This is a genomic window from Actinomycetospora sp. NBC_00405 (assembly GCF_036044095.1).
GTDB lineage: Bacteria > Actinomycetota > Actinomycetes > Mycobacteriales > Pseudonocardiaceae > Actinomycetospora > Actinomycetospora callitridis.
In genome coordinates, this window is sequence record NZ_CP107938.1 from 1,099,443 (window position 1) to 1,124,885 (window position 25,443).

A 25,443-nucleotide genomic window follows, 5' to 3' on the forward strand; every position below is an offset into this window, starting at 1 on the left:
GGCGGGTGTCTAGTGGCCCATGCCGATGCCGCCGTCGACCGGCAGCACCGCGCCGGTGACGTAGGCGGCGTCGTCGGAGGCGAGGAAGGCGACGGCCTTCGCGATGTCCTCCGGGGCGGCCGTGCGTCCCAGCGGGATCGAGGCGAGGATCTCCTCGCGCCGCTTGTCGGTGAGCTCGGCGGTCATGTCGGTGTCGACGTAGCCGGGGGCGACGACGTTGGCGGTGATGCCACGGCCCCCCAGCTCGCGGGCCGTCGAGCGGGCGAGGCCGACGAGGCCGGCCTTCGAGGCGGCGTAGTTCGCCTGCCCGGGCGCGCCGGTGAGCCCGACGACGCTGGAGAGGTAGATCAGCCGGCCGAACCGCGCCTTGACCATCCCCCGGATCGCGCGCTGGGTGACCCGCCAGGCCCCGGTGAGGTTGGCGTCGAGCACGTCGGTGAACGCGTCCTCGGGCATGCGCATGAGCAGCCCGTCGCGGGTGATGCCGGCGTTGGCGACCACCACCTCGATCGGCCCGTGCTCGGACTCGACCTGCGAGAAGGCGGCGTCGACGGAGGCGGAGTCGGTGACGTCGGCCTTGACCCCGTGCAGGCCCTCCGGGGGTTCGCCCGAGCGGTGGGTGACCACCACCGTGTGGCCCCGCTCGGCGAGCTCCCGCGCGGTGGCGAGCCCGATCCCGCGGTTGCCTCCCGTGACCAGCACGACGCGGCTCACGCGACTCCTCTCGTTCGGGTCCAGCGGCGGCGGAAGGGTAGCCGCTTTGGCTCCCCCTCGTGAGTCCTTGCCCGTGGCGGGCCACGGGCAACCACGCAGGGCCGTTCAGCGCCTTGCGCCGTGTGGCGTGGCTCATAGGGTCGATCCCCGGAGCCGACCCCGCCGCCCCGGAGGACCGATGACCGCGACCGACGTCCCGCCGACCCTCCCGGGCCGCCTCGGCGACCCCACCCTCGACCTGCGGACCGACCCGCGGGCGAAGCCGGATCTCGTCGCCGCGCTGGCGGCCTTCGGGCTCGACGGGCCGGCGGCCGCGCCCCCGGTCACGCGCGCCGACGGCCCGACGGCGGTGAGCGAGGCCGTCGGCGGGCTGCACGACGGGTTCAGCGCCGTCTACGCCGCGGTCCCCCTGGACCTGCCCGACGACGCCCCCGAGGACGCCGTCGAGGTCACCGAGACCTCCGTGGTCTCCCCCGACGGGCACCTCGTGCCCCTACGTATCTACCGCCCGGCGGGCGTGGCCGGCCCGCTGCCGGGCGTCGTCTACATCCACGGCGGCGGGATGACGATCCTCGACGCCGAGACCCGGGTCCACGACCGCTGGTGCCGCGACCTCGCCCTGAGCGGCGTCGTCGCGGTGCGGGTCGGGTTCCGCAACGCGTGGACGGAACTGGGCCCGCACCCCTTCCCCGCGGGCCTCGACGACTGCGCCGCCGCGGTGCGCTGGCTCGACGACCAGCGCGGCGAGCTGGGCCTGACCCGGATCGTGCTGCAGGGTGAGTCGGGCGGGGCCAACCTCGTCCTCGCCACCACGCTGCGCGCCAAGCGATCCGGCGACCTCGACGCCATCGACGGCGTGCACGTGTCGGTGCCCTACATCAGCGGCGGCTACGCCTGGGACGACGCGCGCAAGCTCCGCGAGCTCCCGTCGATGATCGAGAACGACGGGTACTTCATCAACTGCGCCCTCATGGACCTGCTCGTCGCCGCCTACGACCCCCACGCCCGCCACACCGAGGACCCGCTGGCCTGGCCGTACTTCGCCACGCCGGACGACCTCGCGGGGCTGCCGCCGCACGTGATCACGGTCAACGAGCTCGACCCCCTGCGCGACGAGGGCCTCGCCTACTACCGCAAGCTCCTGGCCGCGGGCGTCCCGGTCGCCGGGCGGACGAACCTCGGGCTCACCCACGGCGCCGAGCTGATCTTCCGGCAGGCCCTGCCCGCCGAGCGACGCGCGGCGATCGCCGACATCCGGGCGTTCGTGGACGGACTGCACGTCGTCCACGACTGATTCAGGGCAGGCGCTGCCCCGTCACGATCGCCGTGACGACGCCGAGCAGCACGAGGATCGTGGCCGCGAGGAACCAGCGCCCCGAGAGGTCGACGGTGCGCTCCTCGTAGCCGACCTGCTCGGCGAGGTTGGCGTAGGTCTCGCGCAGGTCGAGCTCGGTGGACGCGCGGCGGAAGTCGCCGCCCGAGAGCTGGGCGATCTCGCGCATCTGGTCGTCGGCCACCGCGACGGAGACGGGCCGGCCGTCGATCTCGATCTCGCCGTACTCGGTGCCGAACGAGATCGCCGAGATCGGGACGCCCGCCGCGCGCGCCTCGGCGGACGCGGGGAAGGCGCCGCGGTCGTCGGCCGGATCGGTGGTCGGCGTCGTCTGCTTGCCGTCCGAGAGCAGGATGATCCGGGCCGGCGGCGGGCCCTCGGGGCCGCGGATCTGGGAGCCGAACGCCCGGATCGCCGCCAGGCTCGCGCGGATCGCGTCGCCGGTGCCCGTGGACTCCGCGAGCTGCAGCGACCCGATCGCGTTCTTGATCGCCTGGCGGTCGGTGGTGGGCGTGACCAGCGTGCTCGGGGTCGCGGCGAACGACGAGAGCCCGAGGTTGATGCCGGCGGGCAGCTGGTCGGCGAAGGCCGAGGCGGCGGTCTGGGCCACCTGCAGGCGGGAGGGCTCGACGTCGGTGGCGCGCATCGAGAGCGACACGTCGATCGTGAGCATCACCGTGGCGCGGTTGCGCGGGACCTGCGCGGTGCCCTGCGGCCCGGCCAGCGCGATCGTCATGAGCACCAGCGCGACCAGCAGCAGCGCCATCGGCACGTGCCGCCACCAGCCCGGGCCCTTGGGGGCGACGCGCTCGAGCAGCGCCAGGTTGGTGAAGCGCATCGTGTAGCGCTGGCGTCGACGGTTGATCCACCAGTAGCCGACCGCGAGCGCGGCGACGACGACCAGCAGCAGGAACCACCAGGGGTGCGCGAACACGGTCACCGCCCCCCGGGCGCCGCGGTCGGCACGCGGCCGGTCGTCGCCCCGCCCGACCACCCGCGCTTGCGGGCGACGGCGAAGCGCACGACGTCGGCGATCCAGTCGCGGTCGGTGCGCAGCACGAGGTGCCCGGCGCCCGCCGCGCGCAGGGAGTCGGCGACCCGGCCCCGGTGGGCGGCGGCCTCGGCGGCGAAGCGCCGGCGCAGGGTCGGCGTCGTCGTCACCTCGCGGCGGCGCCCCGACTCGGGGTCGGCGAGCACGACGGTGCCGACGTCGGGCAGCTCCTCGTCACGGGGGTCGACGACCTCGACGGCGAGCAGGTCGTGGCGCGCGCGCAGGGCCCGCAGCGCGCGCTCCCAGTCGACGTCGCCGAGGAAGTCCGACACCACCACGACCAGGCCGCGACGGCGGGGCGGGCGGCGCAGCGCCTCGAGGGCGGCGGGCAGGTCACCGCGCGTGCCCTCCGGGGCGGGCGGCGTCGCCGCGATCCGCCGCAGCAGCTCGCGGGCCGAGGTCTCGCCGCCGCGCGCGGGCAGGCGGACCGTGCGCTCGCCCGTCGCGACCACGGCGCCGATGCGGTTGCCGCCGCCGCGGGTCAGGTGGGTGACCGCCGCGCACGCGGCGATCGCCAGGTCGCGCTTCTCGCAGGCGGCGGTGCCGAAGTCGAGGCTCGGCGAGAGGTCGACGACGAGCTGGGTCTCCAGCTCGCGGTCGGCGATGGTCTCGCGGATGTGGGGCTCGGTGGTGCGGGCGGTGACCGACCAGTCCATGCGCCGCACGTCGTCGCCGGGCTGGTAGGGCCGCGGCTCCCCCGGCTCGGTGCCCGGCCCGGGCACGAGGCCCAGGTGGTTGCCCTGCAGCAGGCCGTCGAGGCGCCGGCGCACCGAGAGCTCCAGGGTGCGCAGCGACGCCGAGAGCCGGGCCTGCGTGCGCTCCCCCGCGACCTCGTCGGGCCCGCTCGGGACCGGCGACGTGGGGGGCGGTGCCCAGCTCGGGCGGGGTCCGCCGGCCGGGCTCGTCGCCGGCGGCGCGCCCTCGGGCCGCGGTCCGGGCTCCGGGACCCGCGCCGCCGGGGTGTCCGGGGAGACGGGCTCGCTCACGCGGTCACCCGCTCGTCCGGCGCCGTCACCGTCCCGCCGCCGGGACGGGCGCCGGGCCCATGCCCACCGGGCGGGCCGACACCTGCGGGAGCGGGACGGTCTGGAGCACGCGGGTGACGACGTGGTCGACGGGGACGCCGTCGGCCAGCGCGTCGTAGGACAGCACGAGTCGGTGGCGCAGCACGTCGGGCGCGATGTCGACGACGTCCTGGGGCAGCACGTAGTCGCGCCCGCGCACCAGGGCCAGCGCGCGGGCACCGGCGATGATGCCGAGCGAGGCACGCGGCGAGGCGCCGTAGGCCACCCAGCCGCCGACGTCGGTCATCCCGTGCTCGGCGGGCGAGCGCGTCGCCACCACGAGGCGCACGACGTAGTCGACGAGCGCATGGTGCACGAACACCTGCGCCGCGACGTCCTGCAGGCGGCGGAGCTCGGCGGGGTCCAGCACGCGGTGCGGCGACGGCGGGCTCACGCCCATCCGGTAGACGATCTCCCGCTCCTCGTCCGCCGTCGGGTACTCGACGAGGATCTTGAACAGGAAGCGGTCGCGCTGCGCCTCGGGCAGCGGGTAGACGCCCTCGTTCTCGATCGGGTTCTGCGTCGCGAGCACCAGGAACGGGTCGGGCATCGGGTGGGTCTCGCCGCCGATGGAGACGTGGCGCTCGGCCATCACCTCGAGCATCGCCGACTGCACCTTCGCGGGCGCGCGGTTGATCTCGTCGGCGAGCACGAAGTTCGACACCACGGGGCCGAGCTCGACGTCGAACTGCTCGCGGCCCTGCCGGTAGATGCGCGTGCCGAGGATGTCGGCGGGCACCAGGTCGGGCGTGAACTGGATGCGCGCGAAGGACCCGCCGACCACGCGGGCGAACGTCTCCACCGCGAGCGTCTTGGCCACGCCGGGCACGCCCTCGAGGAGCAGGTGGCCCTTGGCCAGCAGCCCCACGAGCATCCGCTCGACGAGACGGTCCTGGCCGACGATCACCCGCTTGACCTCGAGCACCGTGCGCTCGAGCTGCTCGGCGTCGTGCGCCGGCGTCGCGGAAGTGCCCGTCGTCCCCGCGTCCGTGGGCTCGCTCATCGGCGTCCCTCCCCGACTCCCCGCACCCGGCGTCGTCCCCCTCGGTTGCTCGCTCTCCCACGGTCCGAGCCGGACGTGGGCGTCCGGGGCGGCACGCTACCTGCCCGGTAACCAGGCAACTCGTCGGCCGGTGTGGGCGTCGTGAACCTCCCGCTACACCAGTCTGGTGATCGTCGGGACGATCTCCTCGTCGAACCGCACCGGGGCGATCCGCACCTTCTTGCCCGACTCGGGCGCCTCCACCATCTGGTCGCCCCCGAGGTAGAGCGCCACGTGGTGCACGGCGCCCGCGCCGTCGTCGTCGGCCCAGAACAGCATGTCGCCCGGCCTGCGGTCCTCCAGCGGCACCCGTTGCCCGGACTCGGCCTGGTAGCCGCTGTAGTGCGCGAGATCCTTCCCGGCGCCGGCGAAGGCGTAGATCATGAGCCCGGAGCAGTCGAAGCCGGTCTTGTCGAAGTCCCCGAAGCTGTCGGCGACGCCGCCGTCGCGGATGCCCTTCGTCGGCCCCTGCCCGTCGCCGCCGCCCCAGGCATAGACGACGCCGAGCTGCGAGAGCGCCCGTTCGAGCACGAGCTCCACCTCGTCGCTCATCCCGGTGGTGTCGACGCCCGCCGCGGCGAGCGCGTCCGCACCCCCGGCGACACCCCCGGCGAGACCCCCGGCCCGCGCGGTGAGCCCGGCGGTCGCGGCGTCGCGCAGCCGGACGTCGCGGGCCGTGTCCCGCGCGGACGCGGCCTCGTCGAACGCCTCGGCGCGGACGCGCTGGGCGGCGAGGTCGGGGTCGGCGTCCTCCAGCTCGCGCAGCCGGGACTCGGCGGCGTCGCGCTCGGTGGTCAGCTCGCGCAGCCGGGCCTGCTGGGCCTCGGTGTCCGTGCGGACGCGGGTGACCTCGCCGTCGGCGGCGGTGCGTGCCTGCGCGGCCCGGGCAGCGGCCTCGTCGGCCAGGATGCGGGCGGCGCGGGCGCGGGAGTCGGCGTTGGCGGCCTCGATCCGGGCGTGCTCGGCGCCGTCGAGGGCCGCGCGCTGGTCGGCGGTGACGGCGTCGCGCAGGTGGGCGCGCGCCGCGACGTCCTCGGGGCCGGCGGAGCCCGAGAGCACCGAGAGCGGCCCGAGCACGTCGGCCTGCTGGAACCACGCGGTGATCCACGCGTCGGCGTCGGCGCGGGCCCGCTCGGCGGCCGCGGCCGCGGCGTCGGCCCCGCGCCGGCTCTCCTCGGCGGCGAGCCGCGCCTCGTCGGCGCGGGCCCGGGCGGCGGTGTCGTCGGCCAGGGCCCGGTTGGCGAGCTCCTGGCGCTGCCCGAGGTCCGCGGTGAGCGCGTCGAGCGCCGTCCTCGCCGTGGCGATCCGCGCGACGAGCGAGCCGGCCTCGCCGGCCGGGTCGTCGGGGGGCGGGGTCCCCGGAGCGGACGACGCGGGCGGCGGCGGCGGCGTGGGAGGCGTGCCCGGGCCGGCGTGGGCGGCCGGGACGAGCGCCGGCACGAGGACACCGGTGATGACAGCGACGAGGACCAGGCGGCGGGCACAGCGGCGGGTGCGAGGGGCGTGCACGCCGTCCTCCTCCGCCGGTCGTCGGTCTCGGGCGCAGTGGAGAGTGGCCGTCGCACGCCCCGTCACCGGTGCGACACGCAGAGGTGTGGCACGAATCGCCCGCCCGGGTGGGGTCTCCGGGCCGGCCGCGGTGCGCGGCGGCCCTCCGTCCTGGGTACTCCGAAGTAGGCTGGTGAGGGCGGGAGTGCGGCACCCCGGTGGGTGCGCGAGACTCCCGGCGAGACCCCCGTGTCGGGCGTCGTCACCGCGCCGGCCGGCACGAGCCGCGCCGTCGGACCACCACCGAGGACGACGCGGCAGACACCGAAACGACCCCGCGGGCGCGGCCGATCGCCACTCGCCGTCACCGTGAGGACCAAGGAGGAACGTGTCCGTGAGCTCGCCAGACCAGTCCGACGGAGCGACGGGGAGCGCCGACTCGTTCGGCGCACGGGGGACCCTCGAGGTCGGCGGCCAGTCCTACGAGATCTTCCGTCTGTCCGCGGTCGAGGGCTCGCAGCGCCTGCCGTTCAGCCTCAAGGTGCTGCTCGAGAACCTCCTGCGCACGGAGGACGGCCTCGTCACCACCGAGGCCAGCATCCGCGCGCTGGCGGACTGGGACCCGACGGCCGAGCCCGACACCGAGATCCAGTACGTCCCCGGCCGCGTCGTGATGCAGGACTTCACCGGCGTCCCGTGCATCGTCGACCTCGCCACCATGCGCGAGGCCGTCACCGAGCTCGGGGGCGACGCCCAGAACGTCAACCCGCTCGCGCCCGCCGAGCTGGTCATCGACCACTCCGTCGTCGCCGACCTCTTCGGCACGCCGGACGCCTTCGAGCGCAACGTGGAGCTGGAGTACCAGCGCAACGAGGAGCGCTACAAGTTCCTGCGCTGGGGCCAGACCGCGTTCAGCGAGTTCAAGGTCGTCCCACCCGGCACCGGCATCGTCCACCAGGTCAACATCGAGCACCTGGCGCGCGTGGTCATGACCCGCAACGGTCAGGCGTACCCCGACACCCTCGTCGGCACCGACTCGCACACCACGATGGTCAACGGCCTCGGCGTGCTGGGCTGGGGCGTCGGCGGCATCGAGGCCGAGGCGGCCATGCTCGGCCAGCCCGTCTCGATGCTCATCCCCAAGGTCGTCGGCTTCCAGCTCTCCGGCGAGCTGCCCGCGGGCGCCACCGCCACCGACCTGGTCCTGACGATCACCGAGATGCTGCGCGAGCACGGCGTCGTCGGGAAGTTCGTCGAGTTCTACGGCGAGGGCGTCGGCGCCGTGCCGCTGGCCAACCGCGCCACGATCGGCAACATGAGCCCGGAGTTCGGCTCCACCTGCGCGATCTTCCCGATCGACGACGAGACCCTCGAGTACCTGCGCTTCACCGGCCGCGACGACGAGCAGGTCGCGCTCGTCGAGGCCTACTGCAAGGAGCAGGGCCTCTGGCACGACCCGACGCACGAGCCGGACTACTCCGAGACGCTGTCGCTGGACCTGTCGACGGTCGTGCCGTCGATCGCCGGCCCGAAGCGCCCGCAGGACCGCATCCAGCTCGACGCCGCCAAGGAGTCGTTCCGCGCCGCGCTGCCCGACTACGTCGATGACGACGGGACGGCGCGCAGCCAGTCCGAGGAGTCCGACAGCGAGTCGTTCCCGGCCTCCGACCCGCCCGCCGAGCACCCCAATGGCGACGCCGACCGCCCCCGGGTCCACCGCCAGCCGGTCGACCCCGACGGCCGGGCGTCCAGCCCGGTGCCGGTGACCCTGTCCGACGGCACCGAGCTCGAGCTCGACCACGGCGCCGTCACCATCGCCGCGATCACCTCGTGCACCAACACCTCGAACCCCTCGGTGATGATCGGCGCGGCGCTGCTCGCGCGGAACGCCGTCGAGAAGGGCCTCGAGCGCCGGCCGTGGGTCAAGACGTCGCTGGCCCCCGGGTCGAAGGTCGTCATGGACTACTACGAGCGCTCAGGGCTGCTGCCCTACCTGGAGAAGCTCGGGTTCAACCTCGTCGGCTACGGCTGCACCACCTGCATCGGCAACTCCGGGCCGCTGCCCGAGGAGATCTCGCAGGCGGTCAACGAGGGCGACCTCGCGGTCACCGCGGTGCTCTCGGGCAACCGCAACTTCGAGGGCCGCATCAACCCCGACGTGAAGATGAACTACCTGGCCAGCCCGCCGCTGGTCGTCGCCTACGCGCTCGCAGGGACGATGGACCTCGACCTCGCCACCGAGCCGCTCGGCCACGACGCCGACGGCAACCCGGTGACGCTCGAGGACATCTGGCCGTCGCCGCAGGAGATCCAGGAGACGATCTCCTCGGCGCTGTCCCCCGAGCAGTTCACCGAGGGCTACTCCGACGTCTTCGCCGGCGACGAGCGCTGGACGTCGCTCGACACCCCCGAGGGTGAGACGTTCACCTGGGACCCGGACTCGACCTACGTGCGCAAGCCCCCGTACTTCGAGGGCATGGACCGCGAGCCGAGCGAGGTCACCGACCTCGACGGCGCCCGCGTGCTGCTCAAGCTGGGCGACTCGGTCACCACCGACCACATCTCCCCCGCGGGTGCCATCAAGGAGGACTCGCCGGCCGGCCGGTACCTCAAGGAGAACGGGATCGAGCGCAAGGACTTCAACTCCTACGGCTCCCGTCGCGGCAACCACGAGGTGATGATCCGCGGCACCTTCGCCAACATCCGGCTGCGCAACGAGCTGCGCGACGGCGCCGGCAGGGAGCTCCCGCAGGGCGGCTGGACCGTCGACTTCACCCGCGGCGGGGAGCAGACGGCGGTGTACGACGCGGCGCAGAACTACGCCGCCGAGGGCACCCCGCTGGTCGTGCTCGCGGGCAAGGAGTACGGCTCGGGCTCGTCGCGCGACTGGGCGGCCAAGGGCACGACGCTGCTCGGCGTGCGCGCCGTGATCGCCGAGTCCTACGAGCGCATCCACCGCTCCAACCTCGTCGGGATGGGCGTCCTGCCGCTGCAGTACCCGGACGGTCAGGACGCCGACTCGCTGGGCCTCACGGGCACCGAGACGTTCGCGATCTCGGGCGTCACGGCGCTCAACGACGGCGAGGTGCCCGACACCGTGCACGTCACCGCGACCCCCGAGTCCGGCGACGCGATCGAGTTCGACGCGCGCCTGCGCATCGACACCCCGGGTGAGGCGGCGTACTACCGCAACGGCGGCATCCTGCCGTACGTGCTGCGCAAGATGCTGGGCTGAGACCCGGGGTTTTTCCGCGCGAAGGGCACCTTCGGCCGACTAGATGTACTGACCGGACAGGTTGGTCAAGCGGGTGATCGGGGCTTGCCTGTCGATGGCGCTGTGGGGCCGGTGGTGGTTGTACTCGTGTAGCCAGCCGGGTAGGGCCTTCCGTCGCTGGGTTTCGCTGAGATAGAGGCGTCGGAAGGCCCAGCCGGCGGTCATGGTGCGGTGGAAGCGTTCGATCTTCCCGTTGGTCTGTGGCCGGTAGGGCCGGGTCCGCTTCGGAGTGATCCCGAGTTCGCGGCAGGCGTCGCGCCAGGCGTACGACTTGTAGGCCGAGCCGTTGTCGGACAGGACCCGCTCGACGACCACGCCGCGGGCGGCGAACCAGGCCACCGCCCGATCCAGCACCCCGATGGCGGTCAGGGCCTTCTCGTCGTCGTGGATCTCGGCGTAGGCCACCCGGGAGTGGTCATCGAGCACGGTGTGCACGAACCCGGTGCCCATCATCGGGTTGTGGTGACGGTTGCGGGGCTTGCCCGGGGTCGCCGCCCGGTTCTTGTTGCCGGCCTGGCGACCGTGGAAGCGCCATCCACCCTGGTCGGGGATGTTGCCGAGCTTCTTCACATCGACGTGGATCAGTGAGCCGGGGTGGGGGTGCTCGTAGCGGCGCACCGGTTCTCCGGTGGCCCGGTCGACCTGGTTGAGCCGGCTGATCCCGCAGCGGCGCAGCACCAGGTGCACCGTGGAGGCCGCCAGCCCGAGCCGGGCGGCGATCTCGAGCTGCCCGAGGCGCTGCTTCCAGCGCAGGTGCACGATCTTGCGCACCACCGGCTGCGGGGTCAGCCGCGGCATCCGATGCGGGCGCGAAGACCGGTCGGCCATGCCGGGCGCACCGAGCTCGAGGTAGCGATCCCGCCAGCGCTTCGCGGTCGGCCAGGACACCTGGAACCGCTCGGCCGCCCTCGCGATCGGCCAGCCGCCCTCGACGATCAGACGCGCCAGCTTCAATCGAGCTCGCGGAGTCAGCGCAGCGTTAGCGTGGGTCACGGAGGACCTCCCGGTGGTGAGCGGATGCCGTCAGACAGCTCCACAGCACTCCCGAGAGGTCCTCCCCTCAAGATCATTCAGACCGTGTCGTCACACGCACTCAACCAACGTGTCCGGTCAGTACAACTAGATCAGCGGAAGGTGCCCTTCGCTCGCTTGCGGGCTCGTCGTCGGCGGGCGCGCCGCCGTCCATCGCGGCGCGCACCTCCTGCTCCTCGGTGCGCCCGCGGCGCCAGTAGCCGGTGAAGCACACGTCCCGCTTGTCGACGCCGCGCTCGCGGACGACGTGCCGCCGCATCGCCTTGACCTCCGAGGCCTCGCCGGCCAGCCAGACGTACGGGCGCACGCCGGGGAGCTCGAGGTCGCGCAGACGTCCGGCGAGCGCGTCGGGCGTCGTCCAGTGCACGGTGACGTCCCCGGCGGTGTCCCAGGCCTGCTGCTCGGTGACGTCCCGGGCGGCGGCGAGGACCGTCGCGCGCTGCCCGGGCGGCAGTCCCTCGACGATCGCGGCCATCGCCGGCACCGCGGACTCGTCACCGGCCAGCAGCACCGCGTCGTGCTCGTCGCGCGGGGTGTAGAGGCCGTACGGCCCGGTGAACGCCACACGCTCGCCGGGCGTGGCCCGCAGCGCCCAGTCCCGCGCCGGGCCCTCGTCGTGCAGGACGAAGTCGACGTCGAACTCCACCGGGCCCTCGCGTCGCCGCCGCAACGTGAACGTGCGCATCGGGGGGCGGACGTCGTCGGGCATCGCGAGGTAGCGCCGGAACCAGCCGCCGACGTCGTCCCCGTCGAGCGCCGGGACCTGCGGGTCCACCTCGTCGGGCCGCGGGAAGAAGATCTTGAGGTAGCCGTCGGGTGCCGCGAGGGGCAGGTCGGCGAGGTCCGGACCCGCGAGGGTCACCCGGAGCACCCGCGGGGTCGGTCGTTCGATCGCGCGCACCACCGCGCGTCGCAGGCCGGTCGCCGGACGTGTCGCCGCCGTCGTCACGCGCTCACCCCTCCCCGCCACCAGGTGAGGTGACCCTAACTTCTGCCGGTGTGGTCGGGGCAAGGCGCATGTCGGACGCCGCCATCGGTCAACCCTCCGGCAGACGGAAGGAGTGGCCATGACGCTGCAGGAGACGGCACGCGAGATCCTCGCCGACGGCCGGGGCATCCTCGCCGCCGACGAGAGCACCGGGACGATCACCAAGCGCTTCGAGGCGGTGGGGATCTCCTCGACGGAGGAGACGCGGCGGCGGTACCGCGACCTGCTGTTCACCACGAAGGACGTCGAGCAGTACCTGGGCGGCGTGATCCTCTACGACGAGACCGTGCGGCAGGACGCGCTCGACGGCACCGGCATGGTCGAGACCCTGCGGCGGCGCGGGATCGTGCCGGGGATCAAGGTCGACGCGGGCGCCAAGGACCTCGCGGGCTTCCCGGGCGAGAAGGTCACCGAGGGGCTCGACGGTCTGCGCGAGCGCTTCGCCGAGTACGCCGACCTCGGCCTGCGCTTCGCCAAGTGGCGCTCGGTGATCACGGTGTCCGACACGCTGCCGACGGCGACGGCCATCGACCTCAACGCGCACGGGCAGGCGCGCTACGCCGCTCTGGCCCAGGAAGCCGGCCTGGTGCCGATCGTGGAGCCCGGAGTCGATCATGGACGGCGACCACGGCATCGACCGGTCCGCCGAGGTCACGGAGGCCGTGCTGGCGGCGGTCGTCGAGCAGCTGCGGCGCCAGCGGGTCGCCCTCGAGGGCGTGCTCGTGAAGACCAACATGGTGGTGTCCGGCTACGGCGGACCCGACCAGGCCGGCCCGGACGAGGTCGCCGACCGCACGCTCGAGGTGCTGCACCGCACGATCCCCGCCGCCGTGCCGGGCATCGTGTTCCTCTCGGGGGGTCAGGACGACGAGCAGGCGACGGCCAACCTCGACGCCATCGCCCGCCGCGGCCCGCAGCCCTGGACCGTGAGCTTCTCCTACGCCCGCGCGCTGCAGGGCCGTCCGATGTCGGTGTGGGCCGGCGCGGAGGAGAACGTCGCGGCCGCCCAGGACGCCTTCGCGGAGCGCCTCCGGCTCACCGGCGCGGCCAACCGCGGCGAGTGGAGCCCCGGACGCGCGGCCTGACGGTGGCGCGGCGTTCCGCGCGAAGGGCGCCTTCGGCCGGATAGAGCGGCCGAAGGTGCCCTTCGCCGGAACCCGCCGGGCCTCAGGCCGTCGGTTCCTGGGGCTTCAGCGCGGTCACGTCGCCCGTCAGCTCCTCCACCGACGCGTACACCGACGTCGCGCCCGCCTCGCGCAGTTCGTCGTTCGAGAAGCCGCCGGTGCGCACGGCCACCGACGGGAGCCCGAGGCGCGCGGCGGCGCGGCAGTCCCACACGGAGTCGCCGACGACCACCGCGGCGTCCGCGCCCACGCGTTCCATGGCCACCTGCAGCAGATCCGGCGCCGGCTTGGTCTGCTCGACGTCGCCCGAGCTCACCCAGGCCTCGGGGAGGTCGCCCGCGTCGATCAGCTCGGCGTACCGCTCCACGTGGTGCGGCTTGCCCGAGCTCGCCATGACCAGCCCGAACCCCGCCCCGCGGACGGCCTCGAGAAGCGCGTGCGCGCCCGGCAGCGCGCTGATCTCGTCGAGCATCCTGTCGGCCTGCTCGAGCCACGCGGCGCGGATGTCGTCGCCGTGCTCGCGCTCGACGTCGTCGCCCGCGACGGCGCCGACGAGCTGGTCGCCGCCCATCCCGATGTGGCGGTGGATGGTCCAGACGGGCACCGTGACGTCGTAGCGGCGGAACGCCCGGTACCAGGCGAGCGCGTGGTGGTAGTTCGTGTCGACGAGGGTCCCGTCGACGTCGAGGATCACCGTGCCCTGGGTGTCGGTCATGAGGTCCGGGGTGCCCGAGAGGGCCCTCGGCGCATGCGGAGCGCGATCGGACACACGGCGACGAGGCCCCGGGAACCGTCACGACACCTCACCCGAGCCCGGATCGCCCGCCCCGCCGGGCCCGCCCCGTCGGTCGGGGCGGGCCCGGTCGGGCGCCTAGCGCGGGTTGGTGATGAAGTCGGCGCAGCGCTCGCCGATCATCATCGTGGTGATGCACGGGTTCACCGTGATCAGGTCCGGCATGACCGACCCGTCGGCGACGCGCAGGCCGTCGACGCCCTTCACCCGCAGCTGCGCGTCGACGGGGGCCATCCGGTCGGAGTCCGCGCCCATCTTCACCGTGCAGGACGGGTGGTAGACGGTGTTGTGGGTGGTGCGGATGTACTCGAAGAGCTCCTCGTCGGACTCCGCCCCGGTGCCCGGGGCGAGCTCCTTGCCCACCCAGTCCTTCAGCGCGGGCGCCGCCGCGATCTCCCGGGCCACCCGGATCCCGCGGATCATGACCTCGCGGTCGTGGTCGTGGCTGAAGTAGCGCGGGTCGACCTTGGGCTTGTCGTGGTAGTCGCGGGTCGAGAGCCGCACCGTGCCCTTGGACTGCGCCCCGGTGACGTTCGGCGTGAGGCAGAACGTGTTGTCCGAGGTCGGGTAGCCGTAGCGCACGATGTTCATGTCGAACGGCACCGAGCCGTAGTGGAACATCAGGTCCGGGGTGGTGCGGCCCTCGGAGCCCGCGAAGATCCCGATCTGCCACCACTGCGTCGACACCACCGGCATCGTCTGCAGGGCCTCCCACTGCACGAGTCCCTCGGGGTGGTCCTGGAGGTTCTCCCCCACGCCCGGGGAGTCGACGACGACCTCGATGCCGACCTCGCGCAGGTGCTCGGCCGGGCCGATGCCCGAGAGCATCAGCAGCTTCGGCCCGTCGATGGCCCCCGACGAGAGGATCACCTCGCGGCGGGCGGTCACGTCGATCGCGTGCCGGGTGTCCGGGGTGCGCAGGCGCGCGCCGGTGGCCCGGGGACGCGGGCCGGACGTGTCGAGGTTCAGCTTCTCGGCCCGGTAGCCGGTCATCAGCGTGAGGTTGGGGCGGCCCAGGTTCGGGTGGATGTAGGCCACCGACGCCGACGACCGCGAGCCGTCGGTCTTCGCGTTGACCTGGAACCAGTTCGCCCCTCGCAGCACCGTGCGCCCGGTGTTGAACGGGGTCGTCGGGAGCCCGACCTGCTCGCACGCCGCGAGCAGCGCTTCGCCGCAGGGGTCCTGGTCCCCGACGGTGCGGATGGTGACCGGTCCGTCGGTGCCGCGACCGGGGGCCTCGGCCTCCTCCGTCGTGTCCAGCGCGGTCTCGAGCTTGCGGTAGAAGGGGTAGCACTCCTCGGCGCTCCACCCCGTCGCCCCGCTCGCGGCCCAGTCGTCGAGGTTCTCCTTCGGTGCCCAGAAGGCGATCGCGGAGTTGTGCGACGAGCAGCCCCCGAGCACCTTCGCCCGGGCGTGGCGCATGTAGGAGTTGCCCGACTCCTGGGGCTCGATCGGGTAGTCCCAGTCGTAGCCGGACTCGAGCAGCTCCATCCAGCGGCTCAGGTCGAGGATCGCGTCGTCGCCGACGTCGGAGGGCCCGGCCTCGATGAGACAGACCGACACGTCCGGGTCCTCGGAGAGGCGTGAGGCCACCGCGCAGCCGGCGGTGCCCCCGCCGACGACGACGTAGTCGAACTCGTTCTCGGCCATCACGCCTCCTGGGTGGGGGTGTCGGTGGTGACGTCGGCGCGCGCGTGCTCGGCCACGACGCCGGTCTTGTGCCGCTGGACGGTCCAGTAGTACGCGAAGCCGGCGCCGAGGATGAGGCCCGGCAGCAGCACCCCGCCCCACTGCAGGTACCAGTGGAACGGCTCGGTGGCGTTGTAGACCTCGTTGCGGGGCCAGGCGAGGTTGATCGCCATGAACCCGCCCCAGAGCACCGCCACGATGTTGACCGGGATGCCCCAGCGGCCCAGCGAGAAGGCGCCTTCGCGGGGCTCCCACTGGCCGCGCAGGCGCTTGATCAGCAGCGGGACCGTCACCAGCAGGTAGGCGGTGTAGATCATGATGATCGCGATCGAGGTGACGACGGTGTAGATCTGCGGGCTGAAGGTCACCAGCAGCAGGACGATCGCGAGCGCGCCGATCACGACCGAGGAGACGATCGGGGTGCCGAAGCGCGGGCTGATCGTGCACAGCTTCGAGCCGGCGGGCAGGTTGTTGTCCCGGCTCATCGCGAAGGCCAGGCGGATCGCCGCGGCGTGCACCGCGAGCGCACAGACGATGACCGCGATGACGACCGCGACGAGGATGACCGACCCGCCGAGCGGGCCGAGCACGGCGAGGATGAGGTTCTGGAGACCACCGAGACTCGAGAAGGCCGGGTCGCTGAGGTCCGGAGCCGACATGAGCGCGAACAGCAGGATCAGCCCGCCGAGCAGGAACGAGAAGAACAGCGCGCGGAGGATCGCCTTCGGGGCGTTCTTCCGGGGCTCGTGCGACTCCTCGGCCAGCGAGCTCGCGGTGTCGAACCCGTACATGACGTACAGCGACGCGAACATGGCCACGAGGAAGGCTCCGGCGTAGCCGAGCGGTCGCCCGCTGGTGTCGACGCCGCCGGTGTCGAACACGATCTGCGGGCCGCGCACGATGTTGATCGCGAGCAGGATGATCAGCAGCACGGCCGCGATCAGCTCGATGAACACGCCCGCGGAGTTGATGCGCGCCATCAGCTGGGTGCCGAAGGCGTTGATCGCGGTGGTGAAGAGGATGAGGACCGTGGCCAGCACGACGCCGTTGAGGGCCTGCGCCGTCGTGTCCTCGCCGGTCGGGTCGGGGATGAACTGGAAACCGTCCCAGAGCTCCGGCAGCGTCGCCTGCAGGGCCAGGGCGACCGCCGCGATCGAGACGATCGAGGCCGTGAGCATCGTCCAGCCGGCCAGCCAGGCGGTGTGCGGGCTGGTCAGGCGCTTGGTCCAGTTGTAGATCGAGCCGGCCACCGGGAAGCGCGCGGCGAGCTCGCAGAAGCACAGCGCGACCATGAGCTGGCCGACGAAGACCAGCGGCCACGACCACCAGTACGCCGGTCCGCCGGACCCGAGACCGAAGTAGAAGAGCTGGAACGTGCCGGTGAGGATCGAGATGTAGCTGATCCCGGCCGCGAACGTGTGGAAGCTGCCGAGGGACCGCACGAGGCTCGGCTTGTAGCCGAATTCGTCGATGTCCGCGGCGTCGGTCCCCGCGTCCTTGTTCTCCGTACTCACGAACCACTCCCTTGGCTGGAAGAGGGGAACCACCCGGTCGGACCCGGTCGGGTGTTGGTCCAGATGTGCTTGGCCTCCTGGTACTCCGCGAGGCCCTCACGGCCGAGCTCCCGCCCGAAGCCCGAGTGCCCGAAGCCGCCCCACTCGGCCGCGGGCACGTACGGCCCGAAGTCGTTGATCCAGATGGTGCCGTGGCGCAGGCGCGCGGCGACCTCCTCGCCGTTGCCGTGATCGGACGAGAAGACCGCGCCCGCCAGGCCGTAGGCGGTGTCGTTGCCGATGCGGACGGCGTCGTCGAGGTCGGTGAAGGTCTCGACGGTCAGCACCGGGCCGAACGACTCGTCGTGCACCACGGACATGTCCTGGGTGCAGCGGTCGAGGATCGTCGGCGGGTAGAAGTAGCCGTTCTGCAGGTCCGGGTCGGTCGGGCGCTCGCCGCCGCAGCGCAGCACCGCGCCCTCGGCGACCCCGGCCGCGACGTAGGCCTCGACCTTCTCGCGGTGCGCGGCGGAGATCAGCGGGCCGGTCTCGGTGCGGGGATCGTCCGGCCCGCCCATGACGATGCGCTGCGCGCGCGCGACGAGGTCGTCGACGATCCGGTCGTGCGCCGACTCCTGGACCACCAGCCGCGCGCCGGCGGAGCACACCTGACCGGAGTGCAGGAAGATCGCCGTCAGGGCGTTGTCCACCGCGGTCTCGTGGTCGGCGTCGTCGAAGATCACCAGCGGGTTCTTGCCGCCCAGCTCCAGCGCGACCTTCTTCACCGTGGCCGCCGCCGACTCCATGATCTTCCGCCCGGTCTGCCGGCCGCCGGTGAAGCTCACGAGGTCCACGTCGGGGTGGCTCGACAGCGGTGCCCCGGCCGCCGCACCCGCCCCGAGGACGAGGTTGGCGACGCCGTCGGGCAGGCCGGCCTCGGCGAGCAGCTCCATGAGGATGATCGCGGTGTGCGGCGTCAGCTCGCTGGGTTTGAGGACGAACGAGCACCCCGCCCCCAGCGCCGGCGCCACCTTCCAGGCGGTCTGCAGCAGCGGGTAGTTCCACGGCGTGATGAGCCCGCAGACGCCGACGGGCTCGTGGACGACCTTGCTGCGCGCGGCGGGGATGCCGGTGTCGACCAGCCGCCCGTCGTCGGTGGCGGAGATGTGCCCGAACCACCGGAAGCAGTTCGTGATGTCGTCCATGTCGATCTCGGACTCGACCACCCGCTTGCCGGTGTCGTCGGTCTCGGCCTTCGCGAGCCGTGCCTTGTCGCGCTGCAGCAGGTCGGCCACCCGCAGCAGGAGTGCGCCGCGCTCCTGCGCCGGCACGGACGACCAGCGCTTGTCGTCGAAGGACCGCCGAGCCGCGGCGATCGCGAGCTCGGTGTCCTTCGGACCCGCCTCGTCGACCTCGGCCACGAGGGTCCCGTAGGCAGGAGATCGGATCTCCCGTCGTCCCCCGTCGACCGCCGACACCCACGCTCCGTCGATGAACAGCTGCCCCACGTCCGGCGCCTCCTCGGTCACATCACCCGGTCGGCCCTGTGCGGGCCGTGATGAGTATCGACCCTCTCCCACCGTCGGCACCATCTCTCGACACCGACCACACGCGTGGCCACGAGGAGTGACGCCGGAGCACGTGTCGCCCGGCGTGGCCCGGGAACACGACGGGGTGTCCGGAGGTGCGCTGGTGGTCGGCGGCGGCATCGGCGGCCTCGCGACGGCGCTCGCGCTGGGCCGGGCGGGGTGGGACGCCCCGATCCCGGGATGCCCGGCCGCCTGCCGACGGCCCTGCGCGACGGCCTGGGCCGCCTCGCGCCGTCCGCGCTGACGGTGCGGGGGCTCGACGGCGTGCTGGGGTGGCGCCCGCCGGACTAGCGCCGGGCGACCAGGCGCGCCTCGCCGTCGCCCTCCTCGTGGTGCAGCACCTCGAGGTGGGAGAAGGCGGCCAGCAGCTCGCCGGGCGGGGCCCGGAACGGACCGCCGGTGTCGCCGACCTCGGACAGCACGGTGACGACGAGCAGGCCGCCCGGCGCGAGGAGACCGGCGAGGGCCGGGTAGAGCGACGGCGCGCGGAAGCGCTGGCACACGGCGACGTCGTAGGGCCCGGCGACCGGCAGCCCGTCGTCGAGGTCGGCCTCGATCCAGTGCACGGGCGTCCCACCGGCGAGCTCCCGCCCGGCGGCGAGGCCCACCGGGGAGACGTCGACGGCGTCGACGGTCAGCCCGCGGCGGGCGAGCCAGACCGCCACCGTGCCCCGACCGCACGCGAGGTCCAGCGCCCGCCCGGAGGTCGGGACGAGCTGCTCGCGGCCGACCAGCGCCCCCGGCGGCCCGGGCTCCCCCGCGCCGAGCCCGCCGAAGCGGGCGTCCCAGCGGGCGCGATCAGCCCTGCTCACGGTGTGTCGGGCTCAGGGCTTGCGGCCCACGACGCCGACGATGCAGCGCTGGGCGGCGACGAGCGGCCGCAGCTGGGGTCCGTCCGGCCACCACTGCACGCAGAGCGTGAGGCCCGGGTCGACCAGGTCGAGACCCGGCATCATCGCGAGGATCTGCTCCTCGGTGCGGAACGTGCCGCTGCCCAGCGGGCTGTGCAGGAAGACGTTCTCCATGCGCCGCGCGAGCTCGCTGTCCTCGTTCTGCGGGTCGAAGAAGTGGCTCAGCGCGACGTACGAGCCCGAGGGCAGGGCGTCGATGTACTGCTGCATGATCTCGACGCAGGACAGCGGGCCGGACTCGTCGTAGTGGTGCAGCGTGCCGAGCTGCAGCAGCGCGATCGGCCGGGTGAAGTCGAGGTTCCGCGTGACCACCGGGTCGTCGAGCACCTGGCGGGGCTCGGTGAGGTCCGCCGGCGCGAAGAACGTCTGGTCGTTCTCCTCGAGCAGGGCCCGTCCGTGCGCGACGACCGTGGGGTCGTTGTCGACGTAGACGACGCGGGCCTCGGGGTTGAGGCGCTGAGCGGCCTGGTGGGTGTTCTCCGCCGTGGGCAGGCCCGAGCCGCAGTCGAGGAACTGGTCGATGCCGGCCTCGCCCGCGAGGAAGCGGACCGCGCGCACCAGGAAGGCGCGGTGGTCCATCGTGAACTGGCCGATCTCGGGAGCGACCTGGCGCAGGCGCTCGACGACCTCGCGGTCGGCCGGGTAGTTGTCCTTGCCGCCGAGGGCGGTGTCGTAGACCCGCGCGATGCTCGCCTTGGACGTGTCGATGTAGGCGGGAGCGGACCCCGGACGGGACGAGGAGTGCGCAGCGGTCATGACTTCCCATCGGGCGGTGCGATCACGGACGGTCGCTCACCCTAGGAGCCTAACCTCCGCTCCTCCGGGACGGGTCGATCAGCGGACACCGGCACGGGACGGCGTGTAACGTCTCGTGCCCGGCGGCACACGCCGTGGAGTCCCAGCAGTCGAACGGGGAGCGCACGAGCGTGGCGGATCGGGACCAGACCGAGCCGGCGGGCACCGGGCCCACCGCACGCCGGATCATCCTGGGGGCCCAGCTGCGGCGCCTGCGTGAACGGGCCGGGGTCGCCCGCTCCGACGCCGCGTGGTCCATCCGCGGCTCGGACTCCAAGATGTCGCGCCTCGAGGCCGGCAAGGTCGGCTTCAAGGAGCGCGACGTCGCCGACCTGCTGACCCTCTACGGGATCACCGACGACGCCGAGCGCGAGCTGCTGCTCGACACCACGCGCCGCAGCAACGAGCCGGGCTGGTGGCAGCCCTACGGCGACGTCCTCCCCGACTGGTTCGAGGACTACGTGGGCCTGGAGATGAGCGCCTCGCGCATCCAGACCTACGAGCTGATGTTCGTGCCCGGCCTGCTCCAGACCGAGGACTACGCCCGCGCGATCATCACGTCGGGCCACCCGGACCGCGCCACGCCCGACGACGAGCGTCGTCTCGCCGTGCGCATGCGCCGCCAGCAGACCCTCGGGCGCCGCGACGCCCCGACGGTGTGGGCGATCCTCGACGAGTCGGTGCTGCACCGCCCCATCGGCGGCCCCTCGGCGCTGGTCGCCCAGATCGAGCACCTGCTCGAGCTGTCGTCGCTGCCCAACGTCGTCGTGCAGGTCCTGCCGTTCGGCCTGTCCGGGTACGCCGCCGAGAGCACCTTCTCGATCCTGCGCTTCTCCGAGCCCGAGCTGCCCGACCTCGTCTACCAGGAGCACCTCACCGCGGCGGTGTACCTCGACAAGCGGGCCGACGTGGAGTCCTACAGCCGCGTGATGGACCGGGTCGCCGTCGACGCGCTGACCCCGGACGAGACGCGCCAGCACCTCTCCAAGATCGTCGCCGAGGGCTGACGGCCGGCGGGAGACCCGCCGGACGGCGTCTGCACGTGCACATGATCAAAGCGCTTGCTACGGTGGCTGCACTGTCGGATGCACGTGCAGATGAGCGAGGCGGTCGCATGGGCCAGGTGGCGAATGCACGAGTCGCCCTCCCCGGCGTGACGTGGCGCAAGAGCGCCCGCTCGGGCAAGCAGGGCAACTGCGTCGAGCTCGCGCCGGTGCGCGCGCGGGGTGTCGCCGTCCGCAATTCCCGCTTCCCCGAGGGGCCGGCGCTCGTGTTCTCGGTCGCCGAGATGAGCGCGTTCGTCGCCGCCGTCAAGGGCGGGGCCTACGACGACCTGCTCCCCGACGACCACACCGAGCGCTCGGCATGAGGCGGCCCGGCACCCGCGCCCTGTGGCTGACCTGCGCCGTCGACGGTGCGGACCACGCCGTGTCCGACGCCGCGTTCGTCGCCGCCCAGGGCGGCGACGGCCGGTACGAGGCCCTCTGCCGGGCCACCGTGTGGGCCTCGTCGCTGGCCGCGCCTCCGGCGGGACGCTGCCCGTCGTGCGCCATGGCGACCGGCGAGACCGCGGCGGCGGCACCCGATCGGCGCACCGGCGGGCTGTGGTCCCGGCTCGTTCCCCGCGCGTCGGCCTGAACGGCCCTCCGGAGACTCCGTTCGGCGCAGAGTAATCACTCCGGATGCGGACGATCGGTTGCATCACCCGGACAGTCCGGGTTCCCTGTTCGGTCGATTGCTCTCCGTAGGTGAGGAACCTAGGCTCGTGACCTCATCGAGAGGCGAGCGAGAGGAATTCGTGATCACGGAGGCGGCGCGACCGGCGGCCCGCCGGGGGGACACCCCCGGAGCCCCTGCGACCTCGGTGACCTCGGTGACCCCGTCGACCTCGGTCGCCCTCCCGGCCACGGCACCGTCGCCCGCCACGGCCGCCCTCGAGGCCCTCCGGGACCTCCCCGGTCTCGCCCACGCGTCCCTCCTCGACGAGGGCGGGCACGTCCTCGCCGAGATCGGCACCGACGGCTGTACCGCGGGCGCGGTGCTCGCCTGGGGCCGGCGCGCGGGCGGGGTGGCGTCGGACCGGGGGCTCGCCCTCGAGGACGTGATCGTCACCTCGGACACCGCCCACCACCTCCTGAGGGCGGTCGACGGCGCTCCGTCCCGCGGCTCCTGGGTCTACCTGCGGGTCGACCGGGAGCGCGGCAACCTCGCCCTCGCCCGGCGGCGCCTCGCCGCCGTCGCGTCCCCGTCGGCGGCACGACCGGCCCCGGCCGTGCCCACGCTCTCGTCGTCCACACACCGGCCTCCCGGCGCTCCGGTCCCGGCGCCCGTGGCGACAGCGCTGCCGGCCGCTGCGCCGGCGGCACCCTCGGCACCGCCCGCGGCGCACCCGATGGGCGGCACGTTCCCGCGTCGCGTGCCGGACCCCTCGAGCCCGGCCGCGGCACCCGCGGCCGCACCGGCGGCGATCGCCGCCGTGCCCACCCCGTGGCCCACCCGGGGACCGGCAGCGTCGCCGGCCGCGGAGGCCACCGACCCGCCCGCACTGCCGGAGCCCCGCCGCCCGGTGGGGCAGGCACCCACGACCCGGCCGGCGGGACCCGTCCCACCGGCCGACCACGAGCACCGGCGTTCACCACCCCAGGACAGCGCCGGTGTGCTCTCCCAACGGTGGCGCACCGATCCCGAGACGTTGCGTCGTGTCCTGGCGGGCCTGCTCCGCCTGGGACGCGGCACCGGGACACGCAGCGGAGCGGAGCTGGACCTTCCACCGCTGCCGGCCGGAGCCCCACCGCACGGTCCGCCGCCGGCCCTACCCGGCCGCTAGGCCACGACCACCTCTCCCGCTCCCAGGACCCCGGAGCGGACCCCGATACGGAGGCAATCCATGAGCGACATCGAATACGCCCTCAACCAGGCCGCCAACATCAAGGGCGCCTTCGCCGTGGCGATCGTCGACTACGACAGCGGCATGACCCTGGGCTCCCGCGGCGGCAGCGCCGAGTTCGACCTGGACGTCGCCGCCCCCGGCAACAGCGAGGTCGTCCGGGCCAAGTTCGACGTCATGCAGAAGCTGGGCCTGCGCGAGACGATCGAGGACATCCTGATCACCCTCGACTCGCAGTACCACCTCATCCGGCCGATCTACTCGAACAACGAGGACAAGCTCTTCTTCTACCTCGTGCTCAACCGGCAGCAGGCCAACCTCGCGATGGCGCGGCGCGACCTGCGGATGATCGGTCAGCGTTTCTACCTCGACGACCCGTCGTCGGCGGCGGCCGTCCCCGCGCAGGACCAGGGCTACTACCCCGCCGTGGGCCGGCGCTGATCACGACCGGCGGACGGGAGCGGCGAGGGTGGGGCGGCACCAGCATCTGACGTGTGTCCGTTCGGACGGGCTGTCGGCGGTGCTGCGCCCGTTGCTGGACGACCGCAGCATCGTCGCCGCCACCCTCGTCGACGTCGACAGCGGTCTCGTCCTGGACGGCTACGTCGACGCCCCCGACGAGCACCCCTCGCTCGCCGACCTCGAGCTGCTCGGGGCGAGCCACGCGGACATGGTCCGCGCGGCCGCCGCCGTGGCGGGCCCCGCGCTGGCCGAGCTCACCGTGAGCACCGACGACGGCCACCACCACGTCCTGCACGCCGTGCCCGACCCGCACGGCGACCGGCTGGTGGTGGCCGTCGTCGTGCGCGGGGCGGCCCGTCACGTCGCCAGGGCGCGCCGCCGTCTCCGCACGGTGTCGGTGGACGCCCTGACCGCCGGGCCGAGCCTCGCCAAGCGACCCGTCGACGGACGGTGGGTGCTGGACGAGCCCGGTCCCGAGGGGTCGTCGGAGTCCGGGGCCCCGGACGAGACCGGTGCCGACGAGGCCCTCCCGGCGGCGCCGGTCGGCACGTCGGCGCCCCTGCTCTCGGCCATGGTCCCGCGGAGCGCCACCGCACCCCCACCGGCGGCGACGGGGATCGTCCGCCTCTCGGGGACCGTGTCCTCGGTGGCGTCGCCGGCGACCGGCGGCGTGACGAAGGGCCTCGCGAACGGTTTGTCCTCGCCGCTGGTCCCGGTCAGCGGCGTACGGCCACCGACAGTGCGAAACGGCCCTGCGGGTCGGTGAACCAGCCGTCGTGGGAGAACCCCGCGGCGCCCAGCTCGTCCCGGATCCGCTCCCGCGTGAACTTCGTCGAGATCTCCGTACGCATCTCCTCGCCGGCCGCGAAGTCGATCTCGAGGTCGAGCTCCGGCACGCGCACGTGCATCGGGCGCCGGGCCCGCAGGCGCATCTCGATCCGGCTCGACTGCGGCACCCACACCGCGAGGTGGTCGAAGCCCGAGCGGTCGAAGTCGGCGCCCAGCACGCGGTTGAGCACCGAGAGCACGTTGAGGTTGAACGCCGCGGTGACGCCCTGGGAGTCGTCGTAGGCCGCGACCAGCGTCGACTCGTCCTTGGCGAGGTCGGTCCCGACGAGGAACGCCTCCCCCGGCTCGAGGGCGTCGGCGAGGGCGGCGAGGAAGGTCTGCCGGTCGGCGGGCTCGAAGTTGCCGAACGTCCCGCCGAGCAGGGCGACCAGGCGCCGGCCGCCGTCGCTCGGCACGCTGCGCAGGTCGCTGGTGAAGTCGGCGACCACCGCGTGCACGTCGAGCTCCGGGTACGCCCCGATCAGCCCCGGGATCGCCTCCTCGAGCGCCGACGGGGACACGTCGACGGGCACGTAGCGGCGCAGGGTGCCCGCGCGGTGCAGGGCGTCGAGCAGCACGGGGGTCTTCGACGACGACCCGGAGCCGAGCTCGACGAGGGTGTCGGCCTCGGCGGTCCGGGCGATCGCGTCGGAGTGGGCGGCGAGGGCCTCGCGCTCGGCGGTGAAGGGGTAGTACTCGGGCAGCGCGGTGATCTGCTCGAACAGCTCGCTCCCCCGGGCGTCGTAGAGCCACTGCGGGGTGAGGATCTTGGGGGTCGACGTCAGGCCGCGCCGCGCGTCGGTGCGCAGGGCGGCGTCGGCGTCGTCGGCGGTGAGGTGTACGTCGAGGGCGGGCAGGCTCATCGGTGTCGATTCACGTCCTGGGT

Annotated in this window: 23 protein-coding genes and 1 pseudogene; 10 read left to right on the forward strand and 14 right to left on the reverse strand. The window is 73.4% G+C overall.

Annotated features, from left to right (window positions below; genetic code table 11):
* Positions 1–9 precede the first annotated feature (9 nt).
* Complete coding sequence (locus OG774_RS05395; RefSeq protein WP_328307394.1) at positions 10–714, reverse strand: beta-ketoacyl-ACP reductase; 705 nt, start codon at positions 712–714, stop codon at positions 10–12.
* A 178-nt stretch (positions 715–892) separates the two neighbouring features.
* On the opposite strand from OG774_RS05395, the gene OG774_RS05400 reads away from it, so the two are divergent.
* The gene (locus OG774_RS05400) at positions 893–2,008 is read left to right on the forward strand and encodes an alpha/beta hydrolase fold domain-containing protein (protein ID WP_328307396.1); all 1,116 of its coding nucleotides are present in this window, start codon (positions 893–895) and stop codon (positions 2,006–2,008) included.
* A gap of 1 nt (position 2,009) precedes the next feature.
* Here the strand turns inward: OG774_RS05400 and OG774_RS05405 are convergent, their stop codons facing one another.
* The 4 genes from OG774_RS05405 to OG774_RS05420 form a co-directional block, all read right to left on the reverse strand.
* Positions 2,010–2,987, reverse strand: a complete 978-nt coding sequence (locus tag OG774_RS05405) for a VWA domain-containing protein (RefSeq protein WP_425550181.1) — start codon at positions 2,985–2,987, stop codon at positions 2,010–2,012.
* The gene (locus OG774_RS05410; RefSeq protein WP_442873946.1) at positions 2,984–4,084 is read right to left on the reverse strand and encodes a DUF58 domain-containing protein; all 1,101 of its coding nucleotides are present in this window, start codon (positions 4,082–4,084) and stop codon (positions 2,984–2,986) included. The genes OG774_RS05405 and OG774_RS05410 overlap by 4 nt, the downstream gene beginning before the upstream one ends.
* Positions 4,085–4,109: 25 nt before the next feature.
* Positions 4,110–5,165, reverse strand: a complete 1,056-nt coding sequence (locus tag OG774_RS05415) for an AAA family ATPase (RefSeq protein ID WP_328307398.1) — start codon at positions 5,163–5,165, stop codon at positions 4,110–4,112.
* A gap of 153 nt (positions 5,166–5,318) precedes the next feature.
* Positions 5,319–6,713, reverse strand: a complete 1,395-nt coding sequence (locus tag OG774_RS05420) for an NlpC/P60 family protein (protein WP_328307400.1) — start codon at positions 6,711–6,713, stop codon at positions 5,319–5,321.
* Positions 6,714–7,086: 373 nt separating this feature from the next.
* Here OG774_RS05420 and OG774_RS05425 point away from each other — a divergent pair, with 373 nt between their 5' ends.
* A complete protein-coding gene (locus OG774_RS05425; protein WP_328307402.1) occupies positions 7,087–9,927 on the forward strand; it encodes an aconitate hydratase in 2,841 nt (946 codons plus the stop codon).
* A gap of 39 nt (positions 9,928–9,966) precedes the next feature.
* Here OG774_RS05425 and OG774_RS05430 read toward each other — a convergent pair whose 3' ends face one another.
* A complete protein-coding gene (locus OG774_RS05430; protein ID WP_328307404.1) occupies positions 9,967–10,959 on the reverse strand; it encodes an IS481 family transposase in 993 nt (330 codons plus the stop codon).
* Between the two features lie 100 nt (positions 10,960–11,059).
* Positions 11,060–11,947, reverse strand: coding sequence for a siderophore-interacting protein (locus OG774_RS05435; protein ID WP_328307406.1), 888 nt, complete (start codon positions 11,945–11,947; stop codon positions 11,060–11,062).
* A 118-nt stretch (positions 11,948–12,065) separates the two neighbouring features.
* On the opposite strand from OG774_RS05435, the pseudogene OG774_RS05440 reads away from it, so the two are divergent.
* Both OG774_RS05440 and OG774_RS05445 read left to right on the forward strand, forming a co-directional pair.
* Positions 12,066–12,536, forward strand: a pseudogene (locus OG774_RS05440) (class I fructose-bisphosphate aldolase); the annotation flags it as partial.
* Between the two features lie 64 nt (positions 12,537–12,600).
* Positions 12,601–13,071 carry a class I fructose-bisphosphate aldolase gene (locus OG774_RS05445; protein WP_328307408.1) on the forward strand — a complete coding sequence of 157 codons (471 nt, stop codon included), beginning with the start codon at positions 12,601–12,603 and terminating at the stop codon, positions 13,069–13,071.
* Positions 13,072–13,153: 82 nt separating this feature from the next.
* Here OG774_RS05445 and OG774_RS05450 read toward each other — a convergent pair whose 3' ends face one another.
* From OG774_RS05450 to OG774_RS05475, 6 genes are all read right to left on the reverse strand, one after another.
* Positions 13,154–13,825: an HAD family hydrolase gene (locus OG774_RS05450; protein WP_328307410.1), complete on the reverse strand. Its 672-nt coding sequence runs from the start codon at positions 13,823–13,825 to the stop codon at positions 13,154–13,156.
* Between the two features lie 156 nt (positions 13,826–13,981).
* Complete coding sequence (locus tag OG774_RS05455) at positions 13,982–15,553, reverse strand: GMC family oxidoreductase (protein WP_328307412.1); 1,572 nt, start codon at positions 15,551–15,553, stop codon at positions 13,982–13,984.
* Complete coding sequence (locus OG774_RS05460; protein WP_328307414.1) at positions 15,553–17,106, reverse strand: APC family permease; 1,554 nt, start codon at positions 17,104–17,106, stop codon at positions 15,553–15,555. Before OG774_RS05460 ends, OG774_RS05455 begins: the two co-directional genes overlap by 1 nt.
* Positions 17,103–18,593, reverse strand: coding sequence for an aldehyde dehydrogenase family protein (locus tag OG774_RS05465; protein ID WP_328307416.1), 1,491 nt, complete (start codon positions 18,591–18,593; stop codon positions 17,103–17,105). The genes OG774_RS05460 and OG774_RS05465 overlap by 4 nt, the downstream gene beginning before the upstream one ends.
* A 368-nt stretch (positions 18,594–18,961) precedes the next feature.
* Positions 18,962–19,486, reverse strand: a complete 525-nt coding sequence (locus OG774_RS05470; RefSeq protein WP_328307418.1) for a class I SAM-dependent methyltransferase — start codon at positions 19,484–19,486, stop codon at positions 18,962–18,964.
* A gap of 12 nt (positions 19,487–19,498) precedes the next feature.
* Entirely contained in the window at positions 19,499–20,341 is an 843-nt protein-coding gene (locus OG774_RS05475) for an SAM-dependent methyltransferase (RefSeq protein WP_328307420.1), read from the reverse strand.
* Positions 20,342–20,511: 170 nt separating this feature from the next.
* Here OG774_RS05475 and OG774_RS05480 point away from each other — a divergent pair, with 170 nt between their 5' ends.
* The 6 genes from OG774_RS05480 to OG774_RS05505 all read left to right on the forward strand — a co-directional run bounded on the left by OG774_RS05480 (position 20,512) and on the right by OG774_RS05505 (position 24,495).
* The gene (locus OG774_RS05480) at positions 20,512–21,387 is read left to right on the forward strand and encodes a helix-turn-helix domain-containing protein (protein WP_328307423.1); all 876 of its coding nucleotides are present in this window, start codon (positions 20,512–20,514) and stop codon (positions 21,385–21,387) included.
* Between the two features lie 116 nt (positions 21,388–21,503).
* Positions 21,504–21,749, forward strand: coding sequence for a DUF397 domain-containing protein (locus OG774_RS05485; RefSeq protein ID WP_328307425.1), 246 nt, complete (start codon positions 21,504–21,506; stop codon positions 21,747–21,749).
* Positions 21,746–22,018 (forward strand): hypothetical protein, encoded by a 273-nt coding sequence (locus OG774_RS05490; protein ID WP_328307427.1) that lies wholly within the window; start codon positions 21,746–21,748, stop codon positions 22,016–22,018. The genes OG774_RS05485 and OG774_RS05490 overlap by 4 nt, the downstream gene beginning before the upstream one ends.
* A 235-nt stretch (positions 22,019–22,253) precedes the next feature.
* Entirely contained in the window at positions 22,254–23,207 is a 954-nt protein-coding gene (locus tag OG774_RS05495) for a hypothetical protein (RefSeq protein ID WP_328307429.1), read from the forward strand.
* 60 nt (positions 23,208–23,267) lie between these two features.
* Positions 23,268–23,708: a hypothetical protein gene (locus OG774_RS05500; protein WP_274194894.1), complete on the forward strand. Its 441-nt coding sequence runs from the start codon at positions 23,268–23,270 to the stop codon at positions 23,706–23,708.
* A gap of 79 nt (positions 23,709–23,787) precedes the next feature.
* A complete protein-coding gene (locus OG774_RS05505) occupies positions 23,788–24,495 on the forward strand; it encodes a hypothetical protein (protein ID WP_328307432.1) in 708 nt (235 codons plus the stop codon).
* On the opposite strand, the gene egtD is transcribed toward OG774_RS05505, so the two are convergent.
* Positions 24,446–25,420 carry an L-histidine N(alpha)-methyltransferase gene (egtD, locus tag OG774_RS05510; protein WP_328307434.1) on the reverse strand — a complete coding sequence of 325 codons (975 nt, stop codon included), beginning with the start codon at positions 25,418–25,420 and terminating at the stop codon, positions 24,446–24,448. The two genes, OG774_RS05505 and egtD, sit on opposite strands and share 50 nt — an antisense overlap.
* Positions 25,421–25,443: the final 23 nt, after the last annotated feature.